At 57.7% G+C, this 26,494-nt stretch carries 27 protein-coding genes; 8 read left to right on the forward strand and 19 right to left on the reverse strand.

The features are described 5' to 3' along the window. Positions 1 to 246 precede the first annotated feature (246 nt). The gene (locus A6F49_RS06360) at positions 247 to 840 is read right to left on the reverse strand and encodes a hypothetical protein (RefSeq protein WP_043057804.1); all 594 of its coding nucleotides are present in this window, start codon (positions 838 to 840) and stop codon (positions 247 to 249) included. 208 nt (positions 841 to 1,048) lie between these two features. Here A6F49_RS06360 and trmB point away from each other — a divergent pair, with 208 nt between their 5' ends. Continuing rightward, on the forward strand, positions 1,049 to 2,008 hold the full coding sequence (gene trmB, locus A6F49_RS06365; protein ID WP_235604889.1) for a tRNA (guanosine(46)-N7)-methyltransferase TrmB: 960 nt from the start codon (positions 1,049 to 1,051) through the stop codon (positions 2,006 to 2,008). Between the two features lie 238 nt (positions 2,009 to 2,246). Here the strand turns inward: trmB and A6F49_RS06370 are convergent, their stop codons facing one another. From A6F49_RS06370 to dnaK, 4 genes are all read right to left on the reverse strand, one after another. Further along, positions 2,247 to 2,783, reverse strand: coding sequence for a heat shock protein transcriptional repressor HspR (locus A6F49_RS06370; RefSeq protein ID WP_052504849.1), 537 nt, complete (start codon positions 2,781 to 2,783; stop codon positions 2,247 to 2,249). Continuing rightward, entirely contained in the window at positions 2,783 to 3,739 is a 957-nt protein-coding gene (locus A6F49_RS06375) for a DnaJ C-terminal domain-containing protein (RefSeq protein ID WP_043057803.1), read from the reverse strand. Before A6F49_RS06375 ends, A6F49_RS06370 begins: the two co-directional genes overlap by 1 nt. A gap of 15 nt (positions 3,740 to 3,754) precedes the next feature. After that, entirely contained in the window at positions 3,755 to 4,411 is a 657-nt protein-coding gene (locus A6F49_RS06380) for a nucleotide exchange factor GrpE (RefSeq protein WP_043057802.1), read from the reverse strand. Positions 4,412 to 4,503: 92 nt separating this feature from the next. Then, positions 4,504 to 6,348 carry a molecular chaperone DnaK gene (dnaK, locus tag A6F49_RS06385; protein ID WP_043057801.1) on the reverse strand — a complete coding sequence of 615 codons (1,845 nt, stop codon included), beginning with the start codon at positions 6,346 to 6,348 and terminating at the stop codon, positions 4,504 to 4,506. Between the two features lie 262 nt (positions 6,349 to 6,610). On the opposite strand from dnaK, the gene A6F49_RS06390 reads away from it, so the two are divergent. Then, complete coding sequence (locus A6F49_RS06390) at positions 6,611 to 7,246, forward strand: nucleoside/nucleotide kinase family protein (protein ID WP_052504848.1); 636 nt, start codon at positions 6,611 to 6,613, stop codon at positions 7,244 to 7,246. A gap of 43 nt (positions 7,247 to 7,289) precedes the next feature. Here A6F49_RS06390 and cls read toward each other — a convergent pair whose 3' ends face one another. Then, complete coding sequence (gene cls / locus A6F49_RS06395; RefSeq protein ID WP_082911634.1) at positions 7,290 to 8,789, reverse strand: cardiolipin synthase; 1,500 nt, start codon at positions 8,787 to 8,789, stop codon at positions 7,290 to 7,292. Between the two features lie 136 nt (positions 8,790 to 8,925). On the opposite strand from cls, the gene A6F49_RS06400 reads away from it, so the two are divergent. After that, positions 8,926 to 11,535: an MMPL family transporter gene (locus tag A6F49_RS06400; RefSeq protein ID WP_067605651.1), complete on the forward strand. Its 2,610-nt coding sequence runs from the start codon at positions 8,926 to 8,928 to the stop codon at positions 11,533 to 11,535. Positions 11,536 to 11,571: 36 nt separating this feature from the next. Beyond that, positions 11,572 to 11,853, forward strand: a complete 282-nt coding sequence (locus tag A6F49_RS06405; RefSeq protein ID WP_043057800.1) for a DUF4235 domain-containing protein — start codon at positions 11,572 to 11,574, stop codon at positions 11,851 to 11,853. Between the two features lie 74 nt (positions 11,854 to 11,927). Here A6F49_RS06405 and A6F49_RS06410 read toward each other — a convergent pair whose 3' ends face one another. Then, positions 11,928 to 12,629 (reverse strand): aminoacyl-tRNA hydrolase, encoded by a 702-nt coding sequence (locus A6F49_RS06410; RefSeq protein WP_201120263.1) that lies wholly within the window; start codon positions 12,627 to 12,629, stop codon positions 11,928 to 11,930. Between the two features lie 49 nt (positions 12,630 to 12,678). On the opposite strand from A6F49_RS06410, the gene A6F49_RS06415 reads away from it, so the two are divergent. Next, positions 12,679 to 13,359: a mismatch-specific DNA-glycosylase gene (locus A6F49_RS06415; RefSeq protein WP_043057799.1), complete on the forward strand. Its 681-nt coding sequence runs from the start codon at positions 12,679 to 12,681 to the stop codon at positions 13,357 to 13,359. 1 nt (position 13,360) lies between these two features. Then, positions 13,361 to 14,179 carry an SDR family NAD(P)-dependent oxidoreductase gene (locus A6F49_RS06420; protein ID WP_043057798.1) on the forward strand — a complete coding sequence of 273 codons (819 nt, stop codon included), beginning with the start codon at positions 13,361 to 13,363 and terminating at the stop codon, positions 14,177 to 14,179. On the opposite strand, the gene mnhG is transcribed toward A6F49_RS06420, so the two are convergent. The 11 genes from mnhG to A6F49_RS06475 all read right to left on the reverse strand — a co-directional run bounded on the left by mnhG (position 14,173) and on the right by A6F49_RS06475 (position 23,823). Further along, positions 14,173 to 14,577, reverse strand: coding sequence for a monovalent cation/H(+) antiporter subunit G (mnhG, locus tag A6F49_RS06425; protein WP_327019949.1), 405 nt, complete (start codon positions 14,575 to 14,577; stop codon positions 14,173 to 14,175). The two genes, A6F49_RS06420 and mnhG, sit on opposite strands and share 7 nt — an antisense overlap. After that, positions 14,578 to 14,898, reverse strand: coding sequence for a monovalent cation/H+ antiporter complex subunit F (locus tag A6F49_RS06430; protein ID WP_082911635.1), 321 nt, complete (start codon positions 14,896 to 14,898; stop codon positions 14,578 to 14,580). Then, positions 14,895 to 15,563: a Na+/H+ antiporter subunit E gene (locus A6F49_RS06435; protein ID WP_052504847.1), complete on the reverse strand. Its 669-nt coding sequence runs from the start codon at positions 15,561 to 15,563 to the stop codon at positions 14,895 to 14,897. Before A6F49_RS06435 ends, A6F49_RS06430 begins: the two co-directional genes overlap by 4 nt. Continuing rightward, the gene (locus A6F49_RS06440; RefSeq protein ID WP_082911643.1) at positions 15,563 to 17,209 is read right to left on the reverse strand and encodes a Na+/H+ antiporter subunit D; all 1,647 of its coding nucleotides are present in this window, start codon (positions 17,207 to 17,209) and stop codon (positions 15,563 to 15,565) included. The genes A6F49_RS06435 and A6F49_RS06440 overlap by 1 nt, the downstream gene beginning before the upstream one ends. A gap of 20 nt (positions 17,210 to 17,229) precedes the next feature. Further along, on the reverse strand, positions 17,230 to 17,736 hold the full coding sequence (locus A6F49_RS06445) for a Na(+)/H(+) antiporter subunit C (RefSeq protein WP_043057797.1): 507 nt from the start codon (positions 17,734 to 17,736) through the stop codon (positions 17,230 to 17,232). Next, complete coding sequence (locus A6F49_RS06450; RefSeq protein ID WP_052504846.1) at positions 17,726 to 20,863, reverse strand: Na+/H+ antiporter subunit A; 3,138 nt, start codon at positions 20,861 to 20,863, stop codon at positions 17,726 to 17,728. The genes A6F49_RS06445 and A6F49_RS06450 overlap by 11 nt, the downstream gene beginning before the upstream one ends. A 438-nt stretch (positions 20,864 to 21,301) precedes the next feature. Beyond that, positions 21,302 to 21,883: a dCTP deaminase gene (gene dcd / locus A6F49_RS06455; protein WP_043057796.1), complete on the reverse strand. Its 582-nt coding sequence runs from the start codon at positions 21,881 to 21,883 to the stop codon at positions 21,302 to 21,304. Positions 21,884 to 21,954: 71 nt separating this feature from the next. After that, positions 21,955 to 22,320 carry a hypothetical protein gene (locus A6F49_RS06460; protein WP_043057795.1) on the reverse strand — a complete coding sequence of 122 codons (366 nt, stop codon included), beginning with the start codon at positions 22,318 to 22,320 and terminating at the stop codon, positions 21,955 to 21,957. Positions 22,321 to 22,354: 34 nt separating this feature from the next. After that, positions 22,355 to 22,981 (reverse strand): SDR family NAD(P)-dependent oxidoreductase, encoded by a 627-nt coding sequence (locus A6F49_RS06465; RefSeq protein ID WP_043057794.1) that lies wholly within the window; start codon positions 22,979 to 22,981, stop codon positions 22,355 to 22,357. Positions 22,982 to 23,108: 127 nt separating this feature from the next. Continuing rightward, complete coding sequence (locus tag A6F49_RS06470; RefSeq protein ID WP_150119413.1) at positions 23,109 to 23,333, reverse strand: hypothetical protein; 225 nt, start codon at positions 23,331 to 23,333, stop codon at positions 23,109 to 23,111. 307 nt (positions 23,334 to 23,640) lie between these two features. Further along, positions 23,641 to 23,823, reverse strand: a complete 183-nt coding sequence (locus A6F49_RS06475) for a hypothetical protein (RefSeq protein WP_043057792.1) — start codon at positions 23,821 to 23,823, stop codon at positions 23,641 to 23,643. Positions 23,824 to 23,929: 106 nt separating this feature from the next. Here A6F49_RS06475 and A6F49_RS06480 point away from each other — a divergent pair, with 106 nt between their 5' ends. Continuing rightward, entirely contained in the window at positions 23,930 to 24,904 is a 975-nt protein-coding gene (locus tag A6F49_RS06480) for an AEC family transporter (protein WP_043057791.1), read from the forward strand. A gap of 31 nt (positions 24,905 to 24,935) precedes the next feature. Continuing rightward, the gene (locus A6F49_RS06485; protein WP_043057790.1) at positions 24,936 to 26,012 is read left to right on the forward strand and encodes a hypothetical protein; all 1,077 of its coding nucleotides are present in this window, start codon (positions 24,936 to 24,938) and stop codon (positions 26,010 to 26,012) included. Here A6F49_RS06485 and A6F49_RS06490 read toward each other — a convergent pair whose 3' ends face one another. Continuing rightward, positions 26,013 to 26,417 carry a flavodoxin domain-containing protein gene (locus tag A6F49_RS06490; protein WP_043057789.1) on the reverse strand — a complete coding sequence of 135 codons (405 nt, stop codon included), beginning with the start codon at positions 26,415 to 26,417 and terminating at the stop codon, positions 26,013 to 26,015. Positions 26,418 to 26,494: the final 77 nt, after the last annotated feature.

Consider the following 26,494-nt stretch of genomic DNA (forward strand, 5'->3'; position numbering starts at 1 on the left):
CACAAATAAGCCCATGCACTCATCATAAACCGCCCAATTAGTGACCCAAAACGCAAACTCAAAACCCGCTGACTAGGCACGACACCTAACCCAACCGGAAAATCAGCACTCACTTGTGCAAGTCAGGTCTGATCAACACCGCCAGGGCGGCAAGCAAGCTGCTGCGAACACACAAAAGTGCCCCGCGAGTAGGCGGGGCACTTTTGTGTGTTCGTTTGACGCAATGCGTCGCCTCAAGCAGGCGAGTTAGGCAGCTTTGCGCACTGTACGGGCCGCTTTACGAGCAGCTTTGCGTTCCTCGCGGGCTGCTTCTCGAGCGGCTTCGAGCGCTTTCTGCTGCTCTTCGCGGGCGCTGTGGATTGCTTCAACTTTTTGTTCTTTTGCATCATGAATCTTCGCGGCACGGCGTTTCGCGGATCTGCGACGACGTGATGAAGTGTTCAACAGTGAATCAATAATCATCGACGCACCAGCGCCAAGCATCCAAACGTCCTTGGCAACCGGGGTGCCTTCCTGCGTTGGCCGCACACCGTCGTCCTGAGTCATACCAGGGGTGTTGAGATACATGTTGAGCATGCCGGCGGAAAACGCACTGAGCGCAGCTCCCGCAAACCAGCCCGGAACTTTCGGAATCAATTGTGCTGCTCCCACACCGATTTCGGTGGCCGCGATGAACTTACGGAACGCAGCAGGCGACATATCAGCCAGTACGGGGACACCATTGGAGGCCATCTGTTGCAGACCTTCGGCTTCTTCATCCGACAAGCTGAGCTTGGAAATACCAGAGTTCAGGACAAAAGCACCGGTGGTCAAACGTATTGGCAGCTGAGCTAAGCTCATAAGTCTTCCTTCCATTCGGGACTCGTTATGGTTAACTGTAATACTTTCTTGACCAAATCCAACACGTTCCATATGCGCACAGGCTGCACACGCGACACAGGCAAGCTCACGGAGTTCCGCCACGGGGCATGAACATGCCAATTCGCAAGAAGCATCCGCGCCGCGCACCCTGTGAACATACGCCATGCGAAAGACCAAAAACACCACTATGACGCCGACTTCTGATCACCCTAAAACCCCAAACACTCCTCAAGACCCAATGCCGACACACCCGCAGAACGACGACGAAAGCCCGCGCGACCCAAATCTGATCGATGCGATCCCCAAGGGCTACCAGCAAATCCAAACCCGTGAGGGCGTCAAGATTGTGCGTGACGGTCCGGTGTCTTTCGTGCGGCGTGAATTATCCATGTCCCCGACCCGACAACGCCTGTGGCAAGATCATCTGGGGACGACGATTCTGCCGGTTACCCGTACCTTTGCCGATACGTCCGTGGCCCCGCAGTCACACCTGAGTGTGCCTGACGTCTGGGGACAGGCAGGACCACTCATCGTCGACATCGGTGTGGGCCATGGCGAATCGACTTTTGCCGGTGCGGTGCAACATCCTCAAGCCAACTTTTTGGCCGTGGAGGTTTATCGTCCGGGATTGGCCAAACTCCTGGACCGTGTGGTGACCGATGGGTTGACCAATGTGCGAATGGTCGAGGCGAACGCCCCCGAGGTACTTGACCACATGTTACCGGCCGGTTCTGCGCAGGAAATCTGGATCTTTTTCTCTGATCCGTGGCAGAAGAACCGCTATCACAAGCGCAGACTGATTCAACCAAAATTCTTAGATCAGGTAGCCCGTGCGCTGACACCCGGAGGGGTCTTGCGGTTGGCCACCGACTGGTCAAATTACGCCGCCCAGATGCGTGAGGTTGCCGATGCGCATCCAGCCTTTGAAAACCTTCACCCGGGACGCTTGGCCGGACCGGACTCACCATTAACACTGGCCCGGTTGCACGGCACCGATGATGACACGCCGCAACCTCTGGAGGAAGCCTTGGACGACGTCGGTGGTTGGGCCCCGCGGTTTGAGACTCGTCCGGTCACAAGCTTTGAGGCCAAAGCCCAGCGTGCCGGTCGATATATCTTTGACTTGACGTACCGAAAGATCAGCTAAAGCAACAACCCCATCCATGGGTGACTTTCCCCCTCCTGCAGCGAGCATCGTGCGTTCTACATTAGGAAAGACACCGCTCCCCCAGGTCGGCTGGATGGCCGATTGTGGAAAAGGTACCCTGAGCAGCTTTGCTGTGGATAACAGCCATAACAAAACAGCCGGAGCCTGTTGAATAGGTTCCGGCTGTTGCATGACAAATTGATCCAGTCCGCGCGCTCAGGCGCACGATGAAGACAGCCTAGCGGGGCAGGGCAAAACGTGGACGGTTCAGCGCATATTGCGGTTTGGACTGTTCCAGGGCGAACATGACAGCTTGTTCTACCCGATCGCGATCGAAGCGCCTGCGACGACGCTCTTCGCGGTAGGCGGCAACGGCGTCGTCGTCATGATGCTGATTGGAGGCGTCAGGACCATGAATATTCGTGGTCACGCCCGAGGATCCTGCGGTAAAGGTACGAGAGAAGGAGACGTGAGAACGCATCACCGTAATTTGGTCGACCAGGTCGCCCACCGTATCGCGGAGCTCTTGGACCTCGGCCTCAAGCTCGACGATACGGCGGATACCCTCCAGGGAGACACCGTCACGGGACAACGATTGGATACGCCGCAGTCGCCGGACATCTTCGGCGGAGTATCGGCGTTGGCCGCCAGCCTGGCGCGCAGGCACCACCAATCCCATGCGATCGTATTGGCGCAGGGTTTGGGGGTGCATGTCGGCCAGCTGGGCTGCCACCGAAATGACGTAAACCGGATCGTGTTTGTGACGGTTGACCATTACAACTTAGCCTTCTTTATCAGCTCAGCCCGAGGGTCGATGTCTGCGGTGGCCGCCCGATACGCTTCGACGGCGGCGTGTGCCTCATCGTTCAGGTTGGCCGGCACCTCGATGACCAGTTCCACCAAGAGGTCACCGGTACGTTTTGCAGTTTTCACGCCTCGTCCGCGCAACCGCAGGACACGGCCCGACGACGACCCAGCGGGAACACCGATTTTCACGGTGCCATCCAGGGTTGGTACCTCGATCGTAGTACCCAGTACGGCTTCGTCGAAAGAGACGGGCACCTTGAGGCGAATGTTGTAGTCATCGCGTTCAAATACCGGGTGGGAAGCGACCGAGACTTTGACCATCAGGTCGCCTCGACCGCCGGTGCCTTGTTGGCCTTTGCCCTTGACACGCACCGTTTGACCGTCTTTGACGCCGGACGGCACGCGCACCTCGGTGGGCGCACCATAACCGGTGTTCACCTTGGTGGTCGTGCCGCGAATGGCATCGGCGAAGCTAATGGTGATGGCGCTTTTCAAATCGGCACCCTTGGTCGGGGCTTGTTGGAATCCGCCAAAGCTCTGGCCGCCTGCGCCTCCGCCGCCGAAACCACCGAACACGTCGCTAAATCCAGAGTGTCGTCCCCCGCCAGCTTGGCCAAACAGACCAGAGAAGATATCTTCGAATCCCCCGGCGTTGCCACCACCGGGTGCGGTAAAGCGCGCACCTGAAGCACCCATGGCACGCAGTTGATCGTATTCTTGACGCTGCTTGGGATCCGATAACACCGTGTTGGCTTCGGTGATCTCTTTGAAGCGTTGCTCCGCGGCGGCGTCGCCGGGATTAGCATCGGGGTGATACTTGCGAGCAAGCTTGCGGTAGGCCTTTTTGATCTGCTCTGCGCTAGCGTTTTTATCAACGCCCAAAATGGCGTAGAAATCCTTTTCTAGCCAATCTTGAGAGGCCATGGAATCTCCCTCCTGTTATTCATTACCAGCGGAGACCATAACCTGGGCAGCGCGCAGTACGCGTTCGTTGTACAGGTATCCGTTGCGGAATACTTGGACGATGTGCTCGGCATCAACCTCTTGTGATGGTTGGCGCAGCATCGCTTCGTGGTGCGCTGGATCAAACGGCTCGCCCACCAGCGTCTCGCCGTCCTGTTTCACCAGGCCCACACCCTCAAGGGTGGTCAAAAGTTTGCGCGCAATAGCAGCAAATGGGCCGTCGAGGTCGCCTGCGGCATCTGCGGCATCAATGTCGTCAAGTACTGGCAGCAAGGATTCCAGCATCGAGAACTTGGCGTTGTCTTTGGCGACGTCACGGTCGCGGTCGACACGGCGGCGATAGTTCACGAATTCGGCTTGCAACCGCTGGAGGTCTTCGCGCAGCTCGGCGGCCTGATCGGTATCGGCTGACGGCTCTGGAGCCTCTTGCTCAGATGCTTGCGCTGAAGCAGCGTTGAGGATGTCTTCAACCTGCGACAGCGGATCGGCGTGTTCCGACGACGCCTGCTCAGCTTCAGCAGACTCGGCCTCGGTATCCGATTGGTCGCGCAGCTGCCCGGTTTCTGGGTCGATACGGCGTTTATCGGTGAAGCGGATCGGTTCTTGGTCTTCGTTGTGTGGCTGATCGGTCATGATAATTCTCCTTGAAAAACTTAACACGCGAGGCCGGCCGGAAACCGGCCGGCCTCGGTTACAAACGTTGAGCAGCTCAACGATGAAGAAGGTTACTTCTTTTCGTCTTCGTCGATAACTTCGGCGTCAACGATGTCTTCGTCGTCCTGGGTAGCGTCAGCGTCAGGCTGTGCGCCCTCCTGCTGCGAGGATGCATACAGTGCTTCACCAATCTTGGTTTGGGACTGCTGCAGTTTCTCGAATGCCGCCTGGATTTCGTCGTCGTTATCCTGTTTTTCAAGGGCTGCCTTGAGCGCGTCGACGTCGGCCTGAACCTCGGTCTTGACGTCTTCTGGCAGTTTGTCGTCGTTGTCTTTGAGTAGCTTGTCGACCGAGTACGCCGTGGTTTCAGCAGCGTTGCGGGCCTCGGCGGCTTCGCGGCGCTTCTTGTCTTCCTCAGCGTGGGCTTCGGCGTCTTTGACCATGCGATCGATTTCATCATCCGATAGCGAGGTGCCACCGGTAATGGTCATCGACTGCTCGGTCCCGGTTGCGCCGTCCTTGGCGGAGACGTGGACAATACCGTTGGCGTCGATGTCGAAGGTGACCTCGATCTGTGGGACACCGCGTGGGGCCGGTGCAATACCGGTCAGCTGGAAGTTGCCCAGTGGCTTATTGTCACGGGTGAATTCGCGTTCACCCTGGTAGACCTGGATATCCACCGATGGCTGGTTGTCATCAGCGGTGGTGAAGGTCTCGGAGCGCTTGGTTGGGATCGCGGTGTTGCGCTCGATCAGTTTGGCCATCACGCCACCCTTGGTTTCGATACCCAAAGACAGTGGAGTGACGTCGATCAGCAGTACGTCTTTACGTTCACCGGCAAGCACGCCAGCCTGGATGGCCGCACCCACGGCGACAACCTCATCTGGGTTGACACCTTTATTCGGTTCTTTGCCACCGGCCAGTTTCTGAACGAGTTCAGCAACGGCTGGCATACGGGTCGAGCCACCAACCAGCACAACGTGGTCAATGTCCGAAACCGAGACGCCGGCTTCCTTGATGACGTCTTCGAATGGGCGACGGGTGCGTTCCAGTAGATGCGAGGTCATGTCCTCGAATTTGGCGCGCGAGAGGTGCTCATCCAGGTGGACCGGACCGTTTTCGGTCACGGACAGGTACTGCAGCGAGATGTTGGTCGAGGTTGCCGAGGACAGTTCTTTCTTGGCCTGTTCTGCGGCTTCCTTCAGACGCTGCAGGGCGATTTTGTCCTTGGACAGGTCGGCACCGGAAGCCTTGGCCTGATCCAGCAGCCAGTCAACGACAACCTGGTCCCAGTCGTCGCCACCCAGACGATTGTCACCGGCGGTGGAGCGAACCTGAATGGTCGAGAAATCGTCGTCGTCCTTGCCAACTTCCAGCAGGGAGACGTCGAACGTACCGCCACCGAGGTCAAAGACCAGGATCAGTTCGTCTTCTTTACCGCGTTCCAGACCGTAGGCCAGAGCGGCAGAGGTTGGTTCGTTGATAATACGTGAGACGTTCAGACCGGCAATTTCGCCGGCTTCTTTGGTGGCCTGGCGTTCGGCGTCGTTGAAGTATGCCGGCACGGTAATGACGGCGTCGGAGACCTTTTCGCCAAGGTACTCTTCGGCGTCGTGCTTGAGCTTCATCAAAATGCGAGCCGAGATTTCCTGGGCGGTGTACGTCTTGTCGTCAATTTCGGCTTTCCAGTCGGTACCCATGTGACGCTTGACCGAAGAAATGGTGCGTTCTGGGTTGTTGACGGCCTGGCGCTTGGCGATATCGCCGGTGAGGACTTCGCCGCCCTTGGTGAATGCGACCACTGATGGGGTGGTGCGAGCACCTTCGGCGTTGGCGATAACGGTTGGGTCGCCACCTTCCAGTACAGCAACCACCGAGTTGGTGGTACCCAGGTCAATACCTACAGCACGTGACATATGGGAATCCTTTCGTAGCAAATACTTTTGCAGTATTTCTGTTGCAATGCTCTGAGCCCACTCCTTGAGCTCTCTACACTCAAGGTGCCACAGATTGCGACGCTGTGTCAAATAAACCTGAGTCAAGCAGGCTCAACTTTTACCTGTTATCTACAGCGCCGCTAAACCCGGTTTTATTCCGTGCCGCAGGACAATGGAGTTTGCATATACACGCTGTGACGGGATCATCGACCGGTGCATCATGGTGGCCTAGCATAGAGTCATGTCACGCTACTCCGCCGCTCGTCCGCTCATTATTGGTATCGACGGCCGTTCTGGATCAGGCAAAACGGTGTTGTCGAAAGTCCTAGCCGACAGTCTCTCGGGTCACCACGAGGTCACTGTGCTGCGGCTGGAAGACTTTTATCACGGCTGGGACGGGCTGACCACTGGCATCGAAAAATTTAGCCAAGACGTCCTACCTGCCTTAGCCGCAGGCGAAACTGCCACGTATCAAACCTGGGATTGGAATGCGCCGGACACGCTGGACGGCGGGCCCGGACCGGTTGTGACAACCCGGCCAACCGAGGTCATAATCTGCGAGGGTGTAGGCATCGGAGCCCGCCCCAACCGCGAATACCTGGACGTGCTGATCTGGCTGCGAGTGCCCGATAAGGTCCGGCATAAACGCGCCATGGGACGCGACGGCGAAACCTACCGGGCCCACTGGGATCGCTGGGCAGCTCAGGAGCGCGCCATGTTGGATCAAGATCAGATTTACGACGCCGCAGATCTGGTCCTGGTGGCCAATGAGCCCGATGAACGCCACCACACCTCGGCGCTGGCCGTTGTCCAAGCGATGTTGGCCTCCGGGCGCAGCCTGGAAGATCCTACACCCGCCGAGCAGCCTGATTCCTAAACCCCGCGCATTGCCTCGGCTGTGCCGCAGCGCACGCCCGGGCTTATTGGAGCGCGGAGGTCAGCCGGAACACGTTATCTACCCAGCGGTGATAGCGCGGCCGGGCCAACCAGTCTTTGAGTAACAGGTGCTCACATTTGGCCTGATACATATCAATAATCGCATCGAGTTTGGCAACCTCCTCGGACCCGACCACCATCACGGTCAGCTCAGAGTTGAGCGAAAACGAGCGCATATCCATATTCGATGACCCAAAGACCCCGACGTCGTCGTCGATGGTAAACATTTTCGAGTGCAACACATCCGGGTCCGGGTAACGGTAGATGTGAATCCCGGCGCGCAACAGTTGCTCATAATAGGACTGCTGGGCGTGTTGCACGGCCAACTGATCGGCGCGGCGCACCACCAACACCTCGACGCGCACCCCGCGCTGGGCGGCGGTGGTCAGGGCATAGAGCATGGAGTCATCGGGCACCAAATACGGGGTGACGACCCGAATAATTTCCTGGGCAGAATAGAAGAGGTGGTTGAATGCCCGCAGATTATTTTCGTGCGAAAAGCCCGGCCCGGAGGGAATGACCTGGGCTGCCGGGCCCTCGTGATCTTCAATTTCGGCTTCGGTCACATCGCGCAGTTCTTGGTGCAGTTGCTTGCCGGTTTCCGAGAACCAGTCGGTGGCAAATACGACGTCGAGCGAGGCGACCGTGGGCCCCTCGATCCTGGCCATCATATCCACCCAGTGGCGGTTGAGCCGGTGGGCCGAGGCCCGCTTATAGCCGGGTTCAATGAGATTGATTGACCCGGTGTAGCCTACGATGCCATCGACGACGACCATCTTGCGGTGGTTTCGCAGATCCGGGCGTTGGTACTGACCGCGCCAGGGTCGCACCGGCATGAGCCGGAAGTACTCAATACCGGCGGCATCCAGGCGGGCTACCAGTTGCCGGTAGCCTTTGATTCGGGCGGTGCCGATGTGGTCAAAGAGCAACCGCACCTTCACGCCGCGGGCCACCGCCCGGGCCATCGCATCCAAGACCAGATCGGCGTAGCCGGCACGGTGTTTCGGATCGGTACCGATGATATAGAACATCACGTTGACGTAGTCTTGGGCCCGGTCAATATCGGCGGCCATTTTCTGCAGCGTCAAGCGGTAATCGGTGAGGTATTCAAATGAGTTACCGTCCAGCATGGGAAAACCCGTCAACCGACGGGTCAGTTTCGAATTTGCCGCCACATAATCCGGGGCCGCCCCCACCTGGTCCGGCAGATCCAGGTGCGCGGTTGCCCGGCGCAGTTCCGAATTGACTGCAACCTGGCGCGAGCGGCGCTGACCGCCCAGCCGGAACGACCCAAACGTCAAAAACAGCAGCAGACCGGGTAGCGGAAAGAAGAAAATAACCAACAGCCACGCCATGGCCACGGCAGGACGCCGGTTGCCCGGGACAATGCCTAAGAGCGCGATACGGATGGCAAAGTCGGCGGTTGTGAACAACGCACGCACCCAAAACGGGAAATCCGCCAAGTCAGCCACCGACCACATCATGCCAATAGTCTAAGCCACCGGCCAGGTCATCCCGGCTTCTGGGCACCCGAATATCAAATTTACGCACCCAACCGATTCCGATACAGTTGTATAGGGCTACAAACGGCTCACCACACTTTCATATACAAGGGTGAACATGGCAACGCTTCTTTATCGTCTTGGGCTCAAGGCAGCCAAACGGCCACTTGCAGTGATTTTCTCCTGGCTGGTCATGATCGCAATCGCTGCGGCAGCTTTCCTATCCTTCGGGGGAACGCTGGTGTCCACCGTGGATATTCCCGGCACGCCGACGGCGCAGACCACCGACCGGTTACAAGAAGAATTCCCGGATGCGGCACGTGGGACCGGCAATGTCGTATTCCAAACCGAGGACGGCTCGGCATTTAGTGCCCAGCAGCGTGAGGCCATCACCGCGGTCTTGGATGAAGCCCGCGACGTCGACGGGGTGGCCGACGTGATTGATCCGTTTGCCACCGACGCCGAGCTGGCCGACCAGCAACAAGAACTTGCCGACGGTCGTGCAGAACTTGAGGCTGCTGGTGAGCAGTTAGAGTCAGCGCCTCAACAGCTTGACGCCGCTGAAGAAGAACTCGATGCCGCCGAGGCTGAACTACAAGCCGCCCAAGAACAATTGGACGCCGGCAAGCAACAAGCCATCGGTGCCGGGATGCCAGAGGCGGCCGTTGAGCAACAGTTTGCCGCCCAGCAAGCCCAGTTAGATGCAGCAGTTGAAGAACTGCAAGCCGGTCGTGACCAGGTCGAACAAGAACGTGCCGCCTATGAAGAAGGCGTCACCGACTACGAAGACGGCCAAGTGCTCATCGAGTTGGGCCAGCGGCTGCTGACCGCAACCAATGATTACTCGGTGGTCTCCGAGGACGGCTCTGCTGCCATCGGTACCGTGCAGTTCGTGGATCATGACATGGATGTCTCCACTGATGTTCGCCAGGACGTGGTCGGCACATTCACGGATGCCTCGATCGACGGCGTGGAAATTCTGCCCTCTCAGGAACTGTCCATGGCCGTGCCAGAAGTCCTCGGCTGGGCCGAGGTCGTTGGCCTGGTGATCGCCGGTATCGTGCTGGTCATTATGCTGGGTACCTTCATCACCGCTGGCCTGCCACTGCTCAACGCTCTGGTCGGCGTCGGCGTGGGCGCACTGGCTGCCATGGCATTTTCCTCGGTCATCGAAATGAGCTCGGTGACCCCGGTGTTAGGAGTGATGCTCGGGTTGGCCGTGGGCATCGACTATGCCCTCTTTATCGTCCACCGGCACCGCACCCAGCTGAAATCCGGCATGGAGCTGCGCCACTCGATTGCCATGGCCAACGGCACCTCGGGCAACGCGGTGGTCTTTGCCGGCTCCACCGTTGTGATTGCCCTGCTGGCACTGAATCTGACCGGTATCCCGTTCTTGGGGCTGATGGGCACCGTCGGTGGCTTCGTGGTCGTGGTTGCTGTGTTAGTGGCCATCACCTTGACCCCGGCCATGCTCTCCCTGCTGGGCGTCCGAGCCCTGTCCAAACGCGAACGCCGCGCTGGGCAACGCCACGATCAGCAGGTCGCCGAGCGCAAACCGTTGAAACCCATGTCGACGGCGCGCGCCGTGCTGACCGCAATCGGCACCATTGCCGTGTTGGCCATCATCGCCATCCCGGTCTTTTCGATGCGTCTGGGGATCCCAGATGGTTCCTCCGAGGCTCCTGAAACCACCGAATACCAGGCCTATGCCGCCCAGTCCGAGCACTTCGGTGCTGGCCGCAACGCTCCCATCGTGGCCGTGGCCGATATTCCGGCGGACTTATCGGAACAAGATCTGCTAACCACTACAGCCCAACAGGCCGAACAAATCGCCGCACTTGACCAGGTCCAGCATGTGGTCCCGGTGGGTGAAAATGAAGCCGGCGACATGTTGATGTTCCAAATCATCCCGGTCCATGACGCCAACCATGAACAGACCGTGAACCTGGTCTATGAACTGCGCGGACTGGATCCGGCCGGGGAGGTCACCAATCTCGCACTGGCCGGGCATGCCACCGGCGTCATTGATATCTCCGATGCACTGGCCGAAGTGCTGCCGCTGTATCTGGGCGTCGTCGTGGGACTGTCGCTGCTGATTATGATCCTGGTGTTCCGCTCACTGGTGGTACCCCTGATTGCCTCCGGCGGCTTCGTGCTGTCCGTGGGCGCGGCCATGGGCGCCGTCGTTGCCATTTACCAGTGGGGCTGGTTGGGCGATATCTTCATGGTTCATAACCCGGCACCCGTGCTGTCGTTCTTGCCAACCATTATGATCGGTGTGCTGTTCGGCCTGGCCATGGACTATCAGCTGTTCATTTCCTCCGGCATGCGCGAGGCCTTTGCCCACGGCACCGAAGCCCGCCTGGCCGTGCAAAAGGGCTTTGTGCAAGGGCGCTCAGTGGTCGCGGCCGCGGCGATCATCATGGTCTCGGTCTTTGGCGGATTCATTTACGCAGATGACCCCTACATCCGTCCGATCGGTTTCGGGCTGGCCATCGGCGTGCTGTTTGACGCGTTCCTCGTGCGCATGCTCATGGTGCCGGCCCTGATGCACCTGTTGGGCAAATCCGCCTGGTATCTACCAAAATGGTTGGACCGTATTTTGCCCAACGTGGATGTTGAAGGCGCCAAACTGGCCGAATTGACCGACGGCGCTCAGCACGGGGCGCACGTGGAGCAGACCGTCACCGATACGCCCGTTACAACCACCAGTCGCAACGTCTAAGCTTAGAAACAGTCCCCTTTTGAGAAAGGCACAATCATGAATGATGTCACGCAACGTCTCCTGCGCACCGGGGTTTCCATCGGCGCCGGCTTCATTGGCACCAAAGTCGTCGAAGCCATTTGGAAAGCCGCAACCGGTGATGACGAGGCTCCAACCACCGACGACGATCAGGCCACACTGCTCAAGGTCGTGGCATTCGCAACGATTTCCGCAGGCGTCTCGGCGCTGCTAGAGGTCGGCTCCCAGCGCCTGGTTGCCAAGGCCGTGTCCAAGACCGGTAACAAAAAGACCAACCAACTGGGCCGGTCAGAAGTCTAAGCTCGCAATGAACTGATGCACTGGTGGTGCCGGAGGGAAAAAGCCTTCCGGCACCATAAGTGTTTAACAACGTCTTACCAAAAGGCTCGCGCGGTTTCAGTGGCACCCGAGACTTCAGTGAGGCCGGCATCCATGACCCGGACGTGTCGATCGGCGCGCTCCCAATCTTGGCGTGAGGGTTCAGTGACGCGGATGCGAAAATCATCCTCGCGCCAGTCGGTCAGCACCTGTTGGGCGGCCGGATCACCGGCGGCAACTTGCTCAACGAGTCGCTCATAGGCCAGTTGGGCGGCGTGGCCAACCTGGGCGGCGGCCTTGCCGGTGGTCAGTTGCGTGTGCGGGGTCAATTCCACCGTCACGAGCGTGTTGTCCTGCGCCGAATCATGCAGTCGGGGCAATTCGGTGTCGCGAACCTGCAGTTTCTTGATCGCGGCCGGCACCGGGTCTACCGGGCCGGGGACAAAGGCCCGCACCGCAGCGCTACCCGAGGCGGCGGTCACGCCGTCCAGCGACTGAACGTCATCCCAGCGTTTATTTTCCGCTCGACGGGCCACCTTGCGAATCCATCCGGCGCGCCAGTGGGCCACCGCATCAGCCCACGGCCCATTGGGCTCTGTGGTCTGCGGATCGTCCAACAATTGAACCACGGCCGACCCGGCGGCTTCTAACACGTCGATGTGGTTCGCGGGATCCTGCTTATTGCGATGGATCACCAATTGCATGGCCCAGGGTTGTTCATGATCGGGATGTTCGGGACGCGACACTGGATGACTCATATTGCTACTCTAACGCTGCCCCGGCCTAGCGGCGTCCTAGGGTAGAACCATGGACACCAAGCTTCCCGAGCCCTGGACCCCGTGGCGGACCCCTTCACCATTACAGGGGCGCCGTCCAACCAAAGAAGAGCTGGCCGAGGCAGCGGCCAACGGGATGACCTTGGACGACGTGCTGCCCTACCCCGCAGATCGTGACAACGCGGGCCTGCTGCGACTGCTCATCGTGGGGACAAATCCCAGCCCGTGGGCTGCCTCAGTGCAAGCGCCTTTCGCCCGCCCCGGGAACCGCTTCTGGAAATCTCTGTATGCCGGCGGTGTGACGGAAACCCTGGTCAATGATTCCAATGGGATGCAACGATCCGACGAGCTGATGTTGGCCCGCCGCGGAGTTGGGATCACCAATATCGTCTCCCGGCCAACCTCACGGTCCAGTGAGCTCAGCCGCGAAGAGCTGCGCGCCGGATGCGCCCAGCTGGTGCAGCGAGTGCAGGTGTTGTGCCCACCGGTGGTTGCCTTTACGGGGATCACGGCGTTTCGCAGCGCTTTTGATGCACCGAAAGCCGTGTTGGGGTTGCAGCCGACCCATAACCTCATCGGATGGCCCACTTCGTCGCAACTGTGGGTGGTCCCGGATCCCAGCGGCCTCAATGCCCACGAATCTGTCGAATCGTTGGGAGAAAAATGGGCCGAAGTCTGGGCCGTCAGCACTCAAGCAAGACAGGAACGCTAATATGACCGTCTGGAACCCGACCATCCTGCTCACCGGTGCAACCGGTGGCCTGGGCCAAGCCCTGGCCACCACGCTTGCCACTGGTAGTGGCCGACTCATTCTGCACGGCCGCAATGCCCAACGATTGCAAGACCTTCGAGAAGACCTAGCCGGTGCAACAGCGCAGCTCGACGTCGTACAGGCCGATCTGGCGGATTTGTCTCAGGTTGCGCAGCTGGGCCATGACGTGGCCCGGCTGACTGATCATCTGGATGTTGTGGTGCATAATGCCGGGGTGGGTAAAGGTGCCACGGATACTCGTGAGGTCTCTGCCGATGGCTACGAGTTGCGCTTGGCGGTCAATCACCTGGCACCGTTTGCCCTGACCAAGCACGTGCTCCCGCTGCTTGCGGCCGGGGCACCCAGCCGAGTCGTCAATGTGGCATCTGGAGCCCAAGAACCCATAGATTTTGACGATCCGCAGCTCGAACAGCACTATTCGGGCAAGCGTGCCTATGCGCAGTCTAAATTCGCCATGGTGGCCACCGGCTTCAAAATGGCGCGCACCTTGGCGCCCGAGGTGGTCACGGTCAATAGTTTGCATCCGGCAACCTTAATGCCCACCCGGATGGTTCATGAGGGCTACGGCCGAACGGTTGATGAGCTACAAACCGGTGTGGATGCCGTCATGCAACTGATCGTCTCACCGAAACTTGACGGGGTGTCCGGCAAGTACTTTTCAATCCAGCAACCCGCCACAGCACACCCGCAGACCTATGACGCACGGGTTCAAGACCGTCTCTGGGAGCTCAGCGAATTCCTGACCGGTGTGCGTTATTGACGCCAGCTCGAGCTGTCCTCGGCATCGGCCTCAGCCGCGAGGCGCTCTTGTTCAGCTATCGCCTCGGCTAGATCATCCACGGCGATATGTCCCGAGTCCAAGTGGTGCGAACGATACGTTGCCCGCCCCACCAAGTGCGCAGACACCGGAGCGGTAATGAGCTGTGCGAGCCATGCCACGATCAACACCGGCACCACGGCCCAGGTTTTCAGCGCAAACCCCAAACCGGCCAGTGCCAGAAACAGCCCCAGCACCTGGGGTTTGGTGGCCGCGTGCATGCGCGACAACACATCCGGAAAGCGCAGCAGGCCAAATCCGGCGACCGCCGATAGCAACGTGCCCAGCACTAACAGGACCGCGGCGACGATATCCATCCAGGAATCAAAGGTAATCTCCACTTAGACCTCACCACCCGTCGGGCCTTGTTGCGGTTCGGGTTCAGCTTGATTTGCTTGGGCGCCTTCAACGGTAAAGCGGGCCAGCGTGGCCGAGGAAATAAATCCGATCAGCGAGGCGACGACCACCAGCACAATAAAGTAGGTCGAGTCATTCAGCGCCATCCACACGGTGAGACCGGAGGAGAACACAATTAAGATGACGTCGACGGCGATGGCACGATCCAGCAGGGCCGGTCCGCGGATAATGCGATACAGCGCTCCGAAGGCGCCAAAGGCTAGGAAGAAGACACTGATCCAGCCGGCGAGGGACAAAATGCTCATGAACCTTCCTCCTGCTCCGTGAATGCATCGGCATCGGACAATTCGGTATGACGACGCACTATCCCGTCGTCGGCGGCATCTTCGGTTTTGACCAGTTCGTAGTCGCGTTTGGATCCGAAGCCCCGAATCATGCGGGCTTCAATATCCAAGGAATCCACCCGGAATGCTTCGGCTGCATCCTCGTCCGGAATGTCCAGCACGTGTAAGAACAAGGTGGAACTTGGTCGGTCGACGTCGATAACCAATGACCCCGGGATCAGCGCATACACGTGACCGACCAGTGTCAACAGCAAGTCATCTTGGGTGCGCAGTTTTACCGCCACCACCGAGTTGACCACTTTGGGGCCGGGCTTGCCGGCTTTGACGGCGACGTCCCAGGTGGCTGCGGTGATCTTCCACAGGAAGTAGAACATAAATTTGATGGTGTGATACACATTGAATCGGTCTGCAAAAGGTACCGGTGGCAGCCGGAGCAAGAGCATAACCGCTGTGCTGAAGATAATGCCCAGCACGAACGTGCCCAACGTAAGATCCTGCCACAGGGCCACCCAGATAAAGGTCAGGCCGACAATCATGGGCCACTGCGATAACCGTGAGCGTTTATCTTCGATGGCCGAAGGCATATCAGGATGCCGGTACTGCGAAGTCTTCGGGATATTCGGCATTACTTTGTGCCTCCTTCCGAATCCTGTAGGGTGCCCGCTCCATCAGACCCCTCGATCCCCCAACCTTCAAGTTGATCGGCTTCCAGCTGGGCCTGTTGGGCGGCCTCATCGCCTAGGACCGCCTGAATATACGGGGTCCGATGAATCATGTCATCGGCGGCTTCATCTGCAAAATCAAATAGCGGCCCGGCAACAACGGTCAGTGCCACACCCACGGTCACCAAGGCAATGGTGGGCGCAACCAGGCCTGGCGAGTCTTTGCGCAGTGGCTTTTTGCGCTGATCAACACGCTTGGCTTCTTCGGTACCACGCATCGCTGGGTCTTCGGAATCTTCGACTGGACGCCAGAAGACACGCGTCCAAATGCGCATCATGACCAGCAGTGTGAGCAGCGAGGTGACAATCGAGGCGGCAACGAGCACCCAGGCCAGGCCCGATCCATTGGACACGCCGGCTTGGACCAAACCGACTTTGCCGATGAAACCGGAAAACGGTGGGATACCACCCAGGTTCAGTGCCGGGATAATGTACAGCACGGCCACCAGCGGGGAGATTTTCAGCATCGACCCGAGACGGTCAATATTGGCTGATCCCGTGCGATATTCAATCAGACCGGTGACCAAGAACAGTGCGGTTTGAATGGTGATGTGGTGAACAATGTAGAACACGGTGGCGGTGAGGCCGATGTGGTTGGAGACCGCCACACCAAAGATCATGTAGCCGATGTGTGAGACCAGGGTGAACGACAAGACACGTTTGATGTCGAACTGTACTAGGGCGCCAAGGATTCCGACGATCATGGTCAGCGCGGCAACAACCAATAACAGCGAGTTGACGCGATCCCCCGGAAACAGCAGGGTTTCTGTACGGATGATTGCGTAGACGCCGACCTTGGTTAGTAACCCGGCGAACACGGCGGTGACCGGTGCTGGTGCGGTGGGATAGGAGTCCGGCAGCCAGAACGACAGCGGGAACACTGCCGCCTTGATCCCGAAACCAACCAAGAGCATCAGGTGCAACATTTGTTGAAGATCCGGGTCCAATTCTCCAAGTTTCATAGCCAGATCGGCCATGTTCACGGTGCCGGTTGCGCCATAGATCATGGCGATGGCCACCAGGAAGATCACCGATGAAACAACCGAGACGACGACGTAGGTCACCCCGGCTCGAACTCGCGGTCCAGTCCCACCAATGGTCAACAAGACATAGGACGCCGTCAACAGGATCTCGAAACCAACGTACAGGTTGAACAGGTCTCCAGCTAGGAACGCGTTGGAGACACCAGCGGTCAGAATCAAAAATGTTGGGTGGAAGATTGAAACGGGTTGTTGCGAAGACTCATCACTGCCCACACCCTGGGCTGATGAGAACAGCAACACGAGCATGACGACAATGGAGGAGACCACGAGCATCAGAGCTGAGAATCGGTCCACGACAAGCACGATGCCGATCGGTGCTTCCCATCCCCCTAACAGCACGGCTTGGGCGCCACCGTTGATCCACACATCGATCAGCAGCCAGATCTCCAGGCCGAGCGTGATGGCCAATGTGCTGAGTGTGACGGCCACCTGGCTCACTGGTTTGCGAACCAGAGTGAAAGCAATGGCTGCGCCCAGGATGGGCAGCAGGACCGAAAGGGGGGCCATATTGACCACGGAGAAGTCTGTCACCAGCGGTCACCTTCTTTCGGTTCTGCCGTGTCCACGTTTGGGTTGGCTTCGGTGGTGTATTCGTAGTAAATATTCGGGTCTTCGTGGTCTTCGAGGAATTCGGATGCTTCATCGGCGATGAGCGCGTCGTCTTCGGCGTCGTAGGTTGGCTGTTCAGCAACCTGAATGTCTTCGATATCGACTTGGACTTCATCACGCCGTGCCAAGACCCAGGATCGGTAGATCAACGCCAGGATGAATGCGGTGACCGCAAAGCTGATGACGATGGATGTCAGGGTGAGGGCCTGGGGCAGCGGATCTAAGTACTCATCGGCGGCGATGTCGTCACGGAAGATCGGCGGAAGTCCGGCGGGGCCTGCCATGATGATGATCAACAGGTTGGCGGCGTTCGTGAACATCATCAGCCCGAACATGATTCGAGTCAGGGTGCGGTCCATCAGCAGGTAGATGGCCGCAGCAAACATGACGCCCATCATGATGAGCAAGACGGCATCAATCGTCACGTTGGCCTCCTGAAGTTTGCGCACTGACTCGGGCTGCGGTCATGCGCTGTTCGGCTTCGATCCGGTCACGGGTCTCAATCTCATAGCGTCGGTCCACTTCCGAGCCCAGCGAACGCAGCACATCGACGACCAGGCCGATCACTACGAGGTATACCCCGATGTCAAAGACCATGGCTGAGGCGAAGTGCACGTGGCCAAACAGCGGCAGCACGACTTCAACATCGTAGGCCTGGAAGACCTGGCCGCCGAAGAACAGCGGCACCAAACCGGCCACGGCGGCGATGGCCAGACCTGAGCCGAGAATAATCCCGGCTGGGATCTTGATGGATTGCTCCAGCTCGAAGCGACCACCGGCAACATATCGGATGGCAAAGGCGATACCAGCTAAGAGTCCCCCGGCAAATCCACCACCGGGCAGGTTGTGGCCTGAAATCAGCAGGTAGAGCGACACGAGGATAATGGCGTGGAAGATCAGACGGGTAATCACTTCGAAAATGATTGACCGTCGTTCGGGCGCCATCGTTGCTCCGGCAACAATCCATGGTTGACGTTGTACATTGAAGAAGTTGCGGAAGCTTTTGACTTCGGCTTCGTTCATCGCTGACTCTTCGACACGGTACGCGCCCACAGTTCCTACGCTGATTTCCGATATGCGCTTGCGTCGTTTCTCGCGTTCAGCGATGAAGACCAATGAGGCAACGCCCGTTGCGGCGGCGGCGAGTACGGTAATTTCGCCGAAGGTGTCCCAGGCACGCATATCGACCAGGGTGACGTTGACGATATTTGTGCCGCCGCCTTCGTAGTAGGACAGTTCTGGCATGGCCAGCGAGATGGGGTCGGCAATTCGTGAGGCCATCACGGTCGCTGCGATCCACATCATGACCAGACCAAACCCAATGGCCAAGAGCGCTCGGGCCCACTGTTTGTCATGTTGCTCTTGGACTTTGGGAATCTCTGGGGGCAAGACGCGCAGTCCCAAGACCATTGCCACGGTCAACACGGATTCCACCAGCACCTGGGTGAGGGCGAGATCTGGTGAGCCTTGGAAGGCAAAGACTGCAGCCAGGGCGTAACCGGTGGTCGACACCAGCAGCACGGCCCAGAACCGCCGTTTCGCACGGATCGCTGAGATCGCAGCCAAGATCATGACGATGGCCACCACGAAGTACACCGGGTGACCGGTTAGCATCCAGTCGCCGGCAAATGCGGCGTTGGGCAGGGAGATGGTGGCGTCGTCGGAGTTTGTTGGGAACAGCAGGATGGCCAGCGGTGCCAGGCCCGTGACTGCCAGGATGATGTAGAGGTAGAACGACAAGTCACCGCGTTGGGTACGACCGGTGATCCAAATGGCCAGATCATCGAGCCGAGCCAGGCTATGACGGTAGACCCGCGACATATCAAGCCAAGTGGGTACTGCGGCTTGCACGCTGCTGACGTGACCGCGGATACCAAACAGGCCAATACCGATCAGGATGATCACCGCGGACAGGCCCAGAGCGAGGTTGAAGCCGTGCCACAACGCCAACGGTTCCACATGTTCACCTTCGATGTGTTCGAAGGTGTGGCTATATTCGTAGGGTAATGCTCCGACCCAGCTGGGGACGAAGGCTGCGATGACGCCGGCAGCCGAGAGCAGTGCTGCTGGGATCAGCCCAAGACGTCCAAAGCCGCGCAGTGCCGGAGTCTGAGGAAGCTCTTGCAGCTCGCCCCCTGCTCGAACTTTTTTGGTAGCAAATGCCGCCCACATGAAGCGTGCGGTGTAGGCAACGGTCAGGATGGAACCGAGCACAACAATCACCAATGGAGCCCAGCTCCAAACGGCGCCCCAGAAGTTGGGTTGGCCCAGCAGGAATGCGTCGGTTCGCCACAGTGCCCAGTCCGTGGCAGCCTGCATGACGGTTTCTTTACCGATGAAGCCGAACAGCGGTGGGACACCGGCCATTGAAAGTGAGGCAATAGCTGCGGTCCAGAATAAGCCCGGATGAGATGTGCGCAGTCCAGAAAGTTTTGTGAGGTCACGGGTTCCGGTGATCTTGTCAATGGCACCGACCACCATGAACAGTGGGGCTTTAAAGAGTGAGTGGGCCAGCAGCATGGCCAAGCCTGCTTGGGCGGCGGCAGCTGTTCCTAATCCGTTTGCGATCATCAGGAAGCCCAGCTGGGATACGGTGCCGTAGGCCAGGATGAGTTTGATGTCGGTCTGTCGCAGGGCTCGCCATCCACCCACCAGCATGGTCCACATGCCAACGCCGAGCACCATGAATTGCCAGATATTTTCCCCAGCAAAGGCCGGAGCAAAACGTGCCACAAGGTAAATACCGGCTTTGACCATCGCCGCGGCGTGGAGATAGGCGGAGACTGGTGTCGGAGCTGCCATGGCGGCAGGCAACCAGAAGTGGAAGGGCACTTGAGCGGACTTTGTAATTGCCCCCAGTAGGACCAACCCAATAGCCCAGGTCATGTAGGTCCCAGCGAAATCCCCGGTGAGAAGGTCAGCACCTTGGGCTACGATCTCCGAAACGCGATATGTACCGGCGGCATGACCCAACATGATCAAGCCGATCAGCATGCCCAGGCCACCCAGGGTGGTGATCATCAGAGCGGTCATCGCGGACCGGCGAGCGAAGATACGGTGGGCTTGATAGCCGATCATTAAGAACGACAGGATCGAGGTGATTTCCCAAAAGACATAGAGCACCAGCAGATCGTCAGTGACGACCAAACCAAACATGGCGCCGGCAAACGCCAAGAACTGGGCGCCGAAACTGCCTAAACGCGGTTCCTCTGCTTTGAAGTACCTTGCACAATAGACCAGGACGGCAGCGCCCACGCCTAAGACGATCAGTCCGAGAAACGCGCTCAAGGTGTCTAAACGAAATGAGAGTTCAATACCCAGCGGTTTGATCCATTCCCATGTTTGCACAAGGGATGTATCTTGCTGGTCCGCAGCAGCGCCCGACGCTAACAGTTCCTCGGATGCAAGGACTTTCGGTAATTGTGCCGCAAGCCAGATAAATCCAGCTGCAGGTATCGCTGCGAGAATGAGGAAGCCTGAACGTCCCGATTTATGAATAATCAGGGGTGCGATGAGTGCAACCACAAAAAGTGCGAGCAGCACAATCAGCACAGTTGCCTCCGTGAGGTCTAGGGGACGGTCACCTGCTTAACCTTACATAGTGGACGGCGGCTTTGGCGCAGAGCGCTCTAAGTCCACATTCTCGACCTATCCCGCTTAAGTCTTGTTTTATCGGTTCTAGTTTGGTTTATCCCACGAAACCTGGATCAAGAGCATTACAAAAATCACCGTTGTGTTACTCATCAGCGAACTGAAGTTTACGAACGTGCTTCCTTTCGTCAGCACATCGATGCGACAGTTGAAAACCCCGATCTGACGCCGAAAAAGCGCCATCAGTAAACTGACGTGCCACCTCGCAGACGGTACCCGAAGCCGGAATATGAAGCAGTTTCAAGTGGCGTTCTGTTATCAGCGCAACAAAATTTGCGTCGTAGATTTCAGCGGCAGTTTGCCCCTGACGTGGGGTTGAGACTGAGGAGGTGCTGACGTCTACCGTTCGATGATAGATCGGTGGAAATTCAGGTGTGACCTGGAGGCAGTCGGTCCGCGTTGATCCTGATAGCGGTTAAGGTTTGGCCCGGTACCGTAGGGGTGCTCGGATGGTGAGGTCAGGGCAAAGAATGCCATCTGCCCAATTTTCGAGCCCGGCCAAAGTTTTATTGGCAGGGTCGACATGTTGGATAGTTCCAACGTGACATGCCCGGAGAATCCGGGATCAATGAAGCCTGCGGTGGAGTGCGTCAACAAGCCCAGGCGCCCCAGGGAAGATTTACCTTCTAAACGAGCAGCAACGTCGTCGGCCAGCGTTACTTTTTCATAGGTTGAGCCCAATACAAATTCTCCGGGATGGAGGATAAATGGCTGGTCTGGTTCTACATCAACCATGCGCGTCAGGTTGGCCTGTTCTATGGCCGGGTCGATGAAGGGGTAGTTGTGGTTATCAAACAGCCGGAAGTACCGATCTAGGCGTACATCCACGCTGGCCGGTTGCACCATGGCAACATCCAGGGGATCCAGACCGATCCGACCAGTTTCTAATGTCTTCTTGATATCACGATCCGATAAAAGCACAGCTTAACGCTAGCGCACGATCCGGTTGAGGCTTTCATTATGGCACCAGGCGTGCCGTGGCGAAGCATCGATTAGAAAATCAGCGCGGATTCGGGCGGCAGATCGACTTTGACATCTAGATTGGGAGCGATCTCAAGGTAGGACGGTTTGCCGTTGTCTATAAATAGCATGACGATGCCTTCGGAGATAAAGGCTTCCAGAATGATGGGCTCTTGGCTCGGCGGCACTTCATGTCCGTCAACCAGTAACTGGAATGATGGGCACTTGCCACAGTCGCACAGTTTTCCAACCGACAGACGGTCTATCATTTCGTGGAGATCGTGACGCCAGTTTCGCCAGGCGACGGACCCTTTTAAACGATCAGGGTCGGATGCTTTGGCGCTGGTAATCATGGCGCTAATCAACGTTCGTTCTGCATCTGTGAGGGACCGGGTCATGGCTGCTCCTTTCCACCGGCACCAGCACCGTGAGCTATTCGCCAGGGCGAATAGCATCTAGCATTTCTTGGGCAAGATCCGCAGGCGCGTTCTGGCCCTCTTTGGTTCCAATAATTTTTGGACGTAAGACATGGACGTCGACAACTTCGGAATTGTATTCCCGCTGGATTTGTCGGGCCAAGCTATCGACCGCCATCTTTGATGTGGCATAGGCCCCGCCTTTGGCGAACCGTTTTTCGACCGCGGTTGCAGAGGTTAGCACGACCGTGCCCCCACCATGAGTTTGCCAGTGCGGCAGAATCCTGGAGAGGACCTTGGTAGTTGGGTAGACATTTTTGTCCATCATGTCTTGGAGAGCTTCGGTAAATCCATCGGCGCCAATGCCCTGATCACCGGTATAGCCACCATTCAAAAACAGTGCCCCGCGAAGCGTGTGTGCATATTGCAGCGCGGTTGTCACCATCGAATCAATACACGCTGTGTCATCCAATGAGCCCACTACAAGGCTGATCCGTGGGTCATCATAGGGTGGGCCTGAGACCTGTCGCCGAGAAAATACGACAAGGTGATATCCAGCATCTGCCAGTATTGGCAGCACCTGCGACCCGAGGTTTCCTGTCCCACCGAGGACGATGAGTGCTTCTTGCGCCGACTGTGACATGGCAAGCCTTCCTGTTCATATCGCGTGGCTCACTATAAGAATAACAAGCCCCCGGCATCGAAGCTCGACACCGGGGGCGGTTCCATCTGAAAGTTATGCTTTTGTCATGAGGTGGGGTGCAAGTGGCCTATTTACTTACGGTAAGGCTGGCACAAAACATTTCATTCTTTTGTTCGCGGGCCTTGGTGTAGACATAGCCAATAGCGGCCAGGACGGCGAGCTGAGTAATAATGAGGCTGACGGTAAGCGCGTACATCTGAGCGATCGCTGTCACAACGACCAATGCAGACAGGACGGCAACCGCAGCACCCAGCCCACCCAGTAGTGTGTTCTTATTCTGGTGATGAATCAAAGCTGCTCCCTCCTGATATTCATTCGTACTGCAGTTCAACATCTTCTTTTGAACTACTCATAATATATCGCGCCACGACCACCGGTTCCAGACAATTTGGGCTGACCAAATTAGCGAACATTCAATGTGCCCTAATTGGTTACGAAAGGCTAAACTACCGCAGAATTCCGCGATTTCCCGCCTCGGAATTACGCAACGTGAGCAAATTTCCGCCCACAGGACACAAGGTCGCTACCAAAGTGAGTCAGGCTACACCCAGTGCAGCGGCCATATTTCACTCATGGCGCATAAATTGGGTGGGATAATCCTATTTATCGGCCTCAGCGAGGACCGAACCCAACAGGATCGTCACAATAACAGCGAGACCCACGGTCACCAGAGTGACAACAAACAGTTCCATTGCAGCAAACATTGCAATACCTGCACCGAGAATAGCTAGAATTCCAGACAGCCACCAGATTCTGGTTCGTCTGCGTTGTTGGTCAGCCATTACTTCCTATCTCGGGGCGCTTCCGGGTTGTACCGGGTGTAGTTTAGTGCAGGTGCATCGCCGTCACGAATGATGTCGTGACGCCACTACTTGACGAAAGGTACCAGTGTCACAGGTTCTGTCGGGGTTTTTCATTATCTGGCTGATCATCCTGGTCGGGTATGCAGTCGGGAAAACTGGTGCACTGGGAAAGAACGCCCAACCGGTCCTATCCCGGGTAGCGTTCTTCGTGGCGTCTCCCCCACTGCTGTTCAACACCTTATCCAACAGCAACGTGTTTGTAGTCCTGGGACCACAACTATGGATCGCAACTCTCTCGGCAGGCATTGCCGCCGGACTGTATCTGATCAGCGCACGTTTTCTCCTCACGCAGCGAAGTGGCTCCGAGAAAATGATTGCCGCCCTCTCGGCGTCACTAATTAACTCTGCGAACCTGGGCATTCCGATTGCCGCCTATGTGCTGGGAGATGCCAGCTATTCAACGCCGGTGATTCTGTTTCAACTGGCGATCTATACGCCGATTTATGTATTCGTCCTCGACACCCAGACGCTCAAGGAATCACAGGACCGGACTTCGAGCACCAAGGTGGTGCGCGCCGGCTTCTGGCGCAGTCTGGGGCGCATCTTTGCCACCGTGATCCGCAACCCGTTGATCATCGGTTCTGGGGCGGGTTTGCTGTTTTCAGTCACCGAGTGGCAACTGTGGAAACCCTTAGACGAATCCATTACGCTCATCGCCGGTGCCGCGATTCCTACCATGCTGATGGCCTTTGGGATTTCCTTAGTTGGTTCCCGTCCACTGGATAAGGAACAGGGACGACGTCGCGACACCGTCCTGGCGGCGACCATCAAATTGATCATTCACCCGCTCGTCGCCTGGCTCCTGGCTCAGTTTGTGTTCCAGCTGGACGCGCACGAGGTTCTGGTGGCTGCGGTCTTAGCATCTTTGCCGACGGCGCAAAACGTGTTTGTCTCGGCGTCTCGCTATAACACCGGACTGATTGTTGCCCGAGACACCGTGTTTGTGACGACGATTCTTGCGATACCGGCGATGATCCTCGTTGCGGGTCTGTTAGCCTAGAGCATTATCCGTCATCTCGAAGGACATTAAGGTGCCCAAAACTTCCAGACAGCGGCCTGTTGCGACCCGGCCGGGCTTTTGGGGAATCATTATCGGCGCACTGGTACTTGTTGCTGCCGCCGTCATTATGCTGCTGAATTCCTTGGTATATAACGCTGAGTCGGTCGTCGAGGAATACGTCGATGCACTGCGTGCCGGTGACGGTTCCACGGCGATGGCGCTGTCGCAGGGGTACCTGGCGGAAAATGCTCCCGAGACGATCTCCACGGTGTTATTGGACGGTGAGGCGTTGGCCGCCTCGGCTGCAATGCTAGAAGACGCCGAGATCGTGGCGACCGATGCCGACGTGCCGGACAGCTTTCGAGATGCAGAAGTATCCCAGCAAGTAGTTGAGATCCGCTATCAGGATGCGCACGATGAGGCCCAGTCAACCTCGATTGTGGTCGATAAGGTGGACACCTCGTGGCTGTTCTTTAACACGTGGCAGCTGCATCCACTGCCGTTACAACAAGTTGAATTGACGCCGCTGCAAATGCCAGAAAATGCCAAGGCAGATGAACCGGTGGCTCACATCAACGATGAGCCCACTCCCCTGCTGGGGCTCAATGGTTCCCCGGCAACGCTGGCGGCTTTTGCGCCGTCGTCCATGGAACTTGAGTATCACGGCACGTATTTAGAAGTCGCTGAGCCGGTAGAACTGCTCGCCCACGATGTGTTGGCGGCTGGCGCGCATACGGATTTTGAATTCGAAGTCCAACCGACCCAGGCGGTCGATGACGCCATCACCCAAGAAGTACAAGAACAGCTGCAGCGGTGCACGCAGCAGCAGGTGTTGAAGCCCACCGGCTGTCCGTTTGGATATGAAACAACCAACCGGATTGTGCCGGAATCGGTGAACTGGTCGATTGATGTTCCAGAGGTGCAGTACTCCTGGGAGGAATCCGAGCCGACGATTGATCGGATCATGGCCACTGCCGTGCTCAATGCCCAAGAGATTGATATTGGGTCGGGTCAGCAGTCAGAAGTGCGCCACGAGGAACCCTTCGAGATGACTGCGCAGTTGGAGCTGACGCCAGAGAATCTGCGGGTGCGCCCCGACTGGCAGTAGCTAGGCGACACCGTGGAGGGTAATTTGACCGACCCAGGCGTTCAGCGCTGATTCATCAAGCGAATCGGTGCGGAAATAGGCGGTGTCGCGGGGGTCAAAGGCATCCATGGCGATCTGTTGGGTTTCGGTCGGTCCTGCTGCGGTGCCCAGCGCGACGATGAATAGCGATTTACTCTCAAGTTCAGCGTATTGGGCGGTCAAGAAGTTTCGTGCCGGGTGGTTGAAGGTTTCTTGTGTGGCTTCGGCAACCACAATGACGGCGTCGACGTTATCGACGTAGCGGGCCGCGCGTGCCAGGTCCACAACGGCGATGGTGACCCCTCGCTGCTCTTTCAACAGGGTGGCCAGGCGGTCGACGAAGTGTTGGGTTGCTGGTTCGGGGCTGTGTGCGATCAGAGTGGCCATGAAACAACACATCCGTTCGGGTAGACGACACGTTTGGTGCCTAGTCTATCCCGAACGGATGGTTGTGTTGAGTCTGG

It is taken from the genome of Enteractinococcus helveticum (genome assembly GCF_001657475.1).
Classification (GTDB): Bacteria; Actinomycetota; Actinomycetes; order Actinomycetales; family Micrococcaceae; genus Yaniella; species Yaniella helvetica.

Coding starts and splice junctions, on each gene's coding strand:
- A6F49_RS06360 (WP_043057804.1), bottom strand. CDS start 840: ATGAGCTTAGCTCAGCTGCCAATACGTTTGACCACCGGTGCTTTTGTC.
- trmB (WP_235604889.1), top strand. CDS start 1,049: ATGACGCCGACTTCTGATCACCCTAAAACCCCAAACACTCCTCAAGAC.
- A6F49_RS06370 (WP_052504849.1), bottom strand. CDS start 2,783: ATGGTCAACCGTCACAAACACGATCCGGTTTACGTCATTTCGGTGGCA.
- A6F49_RS06375 (WP_043057803.1), bottom strand. CDS start 3,739: ATGGCCTCTCAAGATTGGCTAGAAAAGGATTTCTACGCCATTTTGGGC.
- A6F49_RS06380 (WP_043057802.1), bottom strand. CDS start 4,411: ATGACCGATCAGCCACACAACGAAGACCAAGAACCGATCCGCTTCACC.
- dnaK (WP_043057801.1), bottom strand. CDS start 6,348: ATGTCACGTGCTGTAGGTATTGACCTGGGTACCACCAACTCGGTGGTT.
- A6F49_RS06390 (WP_052504848.1), top strand. CDS start 6,611: ATGTCACGCTACTCCGCCGCTCGTCCGCTCATTATTGGTATCGACGGC.
- cls (WP_082911634.1), bottom strand. CDS start 8,789: ATGATGTGGTCGGTGGCTGACTTGGCGGATTTCCCGTTTTGGGTGCGT.
- A6F49_RS06400 (WP_067605651.1), top strand. CDS start 8,926: ATGGCAACGCTTCTTTATCGTCTTGGGCTCAAGGCAGCCAAACGGCCA.
- A6F49_RS06405 (WP_043057800.1), top strand. CDS start 11,572: ATGAATGATGTCACGCAACGTCTCCTGCGCACCGGGGTTTCCATCGGC.
- A6F49_RS06410 (WP_201120263.1), bottom strand. CDS start 12,629: ATGAGTCATCCAGTGTCGCGTCCCGAACATCCCGATCATGAACAACCC.
- A6F49_RS06415 (WP_043057799.1), top strand. CDS start 12,679: ATGGACACCAAGCTTCCCGAGCCCTGGACCCCGTGGCGGACCCCTTCA.
- A6F49_RS06420 (WP_043057798.1), top strand. CDS start 13,361: ATGACCGTCTGGAACCCGACCATCCTGCTCACCGGTGCAACCGGTGGC.
- A6F49_RS06430 (WP_082911635.1), bottom strand. CDS start 14,898: ATGAGCATTTTGTCCCTCGCCGGCTGGATCAGTGTCTTCTTCCTAGCC.
- A6F49_RS06435 (WP_052504847.1), bottom strand. CDS start 15,563: ATGCCGAATATCCCGAAGACTTCGCAGTACCGGCATCCTGATATGCCT.
- A6F49_RS06440 (WP_082911643.1), bottom strand. CDS start 17,209: ATGGCCCCCCTTTCGGTCCTGCTGCCCATCCTGGGCGCAGCCATTGCT.
- A6F49_RS06460 (WP_043057795.1), bottom strand. CDS start 22,320: ATGACCCGGTCCCTCACAGATGCAGAACGAACGTTGATTAGCGCCATG.
- A6F49_RS06465 (WP_043057794.1), bottom strand. CDS start 22,981: ATGTCACAGTCGGCGCAAGAAGCACTCATCGTCCTCGGTGGGACAGGA.
- A6F49_RS06475 (WP_043057792.1), bottom strand. CDS start 23,823: ATGGCTGACCAACAACGCAGACGAACCAGAATCTGGTGGCTGTCTGGA.
- A6F49_RS06490 (WP_043057789.1), bottom strand. CDS start 26,417: ATGGCCACTCTGATCGCACACAGCCCCGAACCAGCAACCCAACACTTC.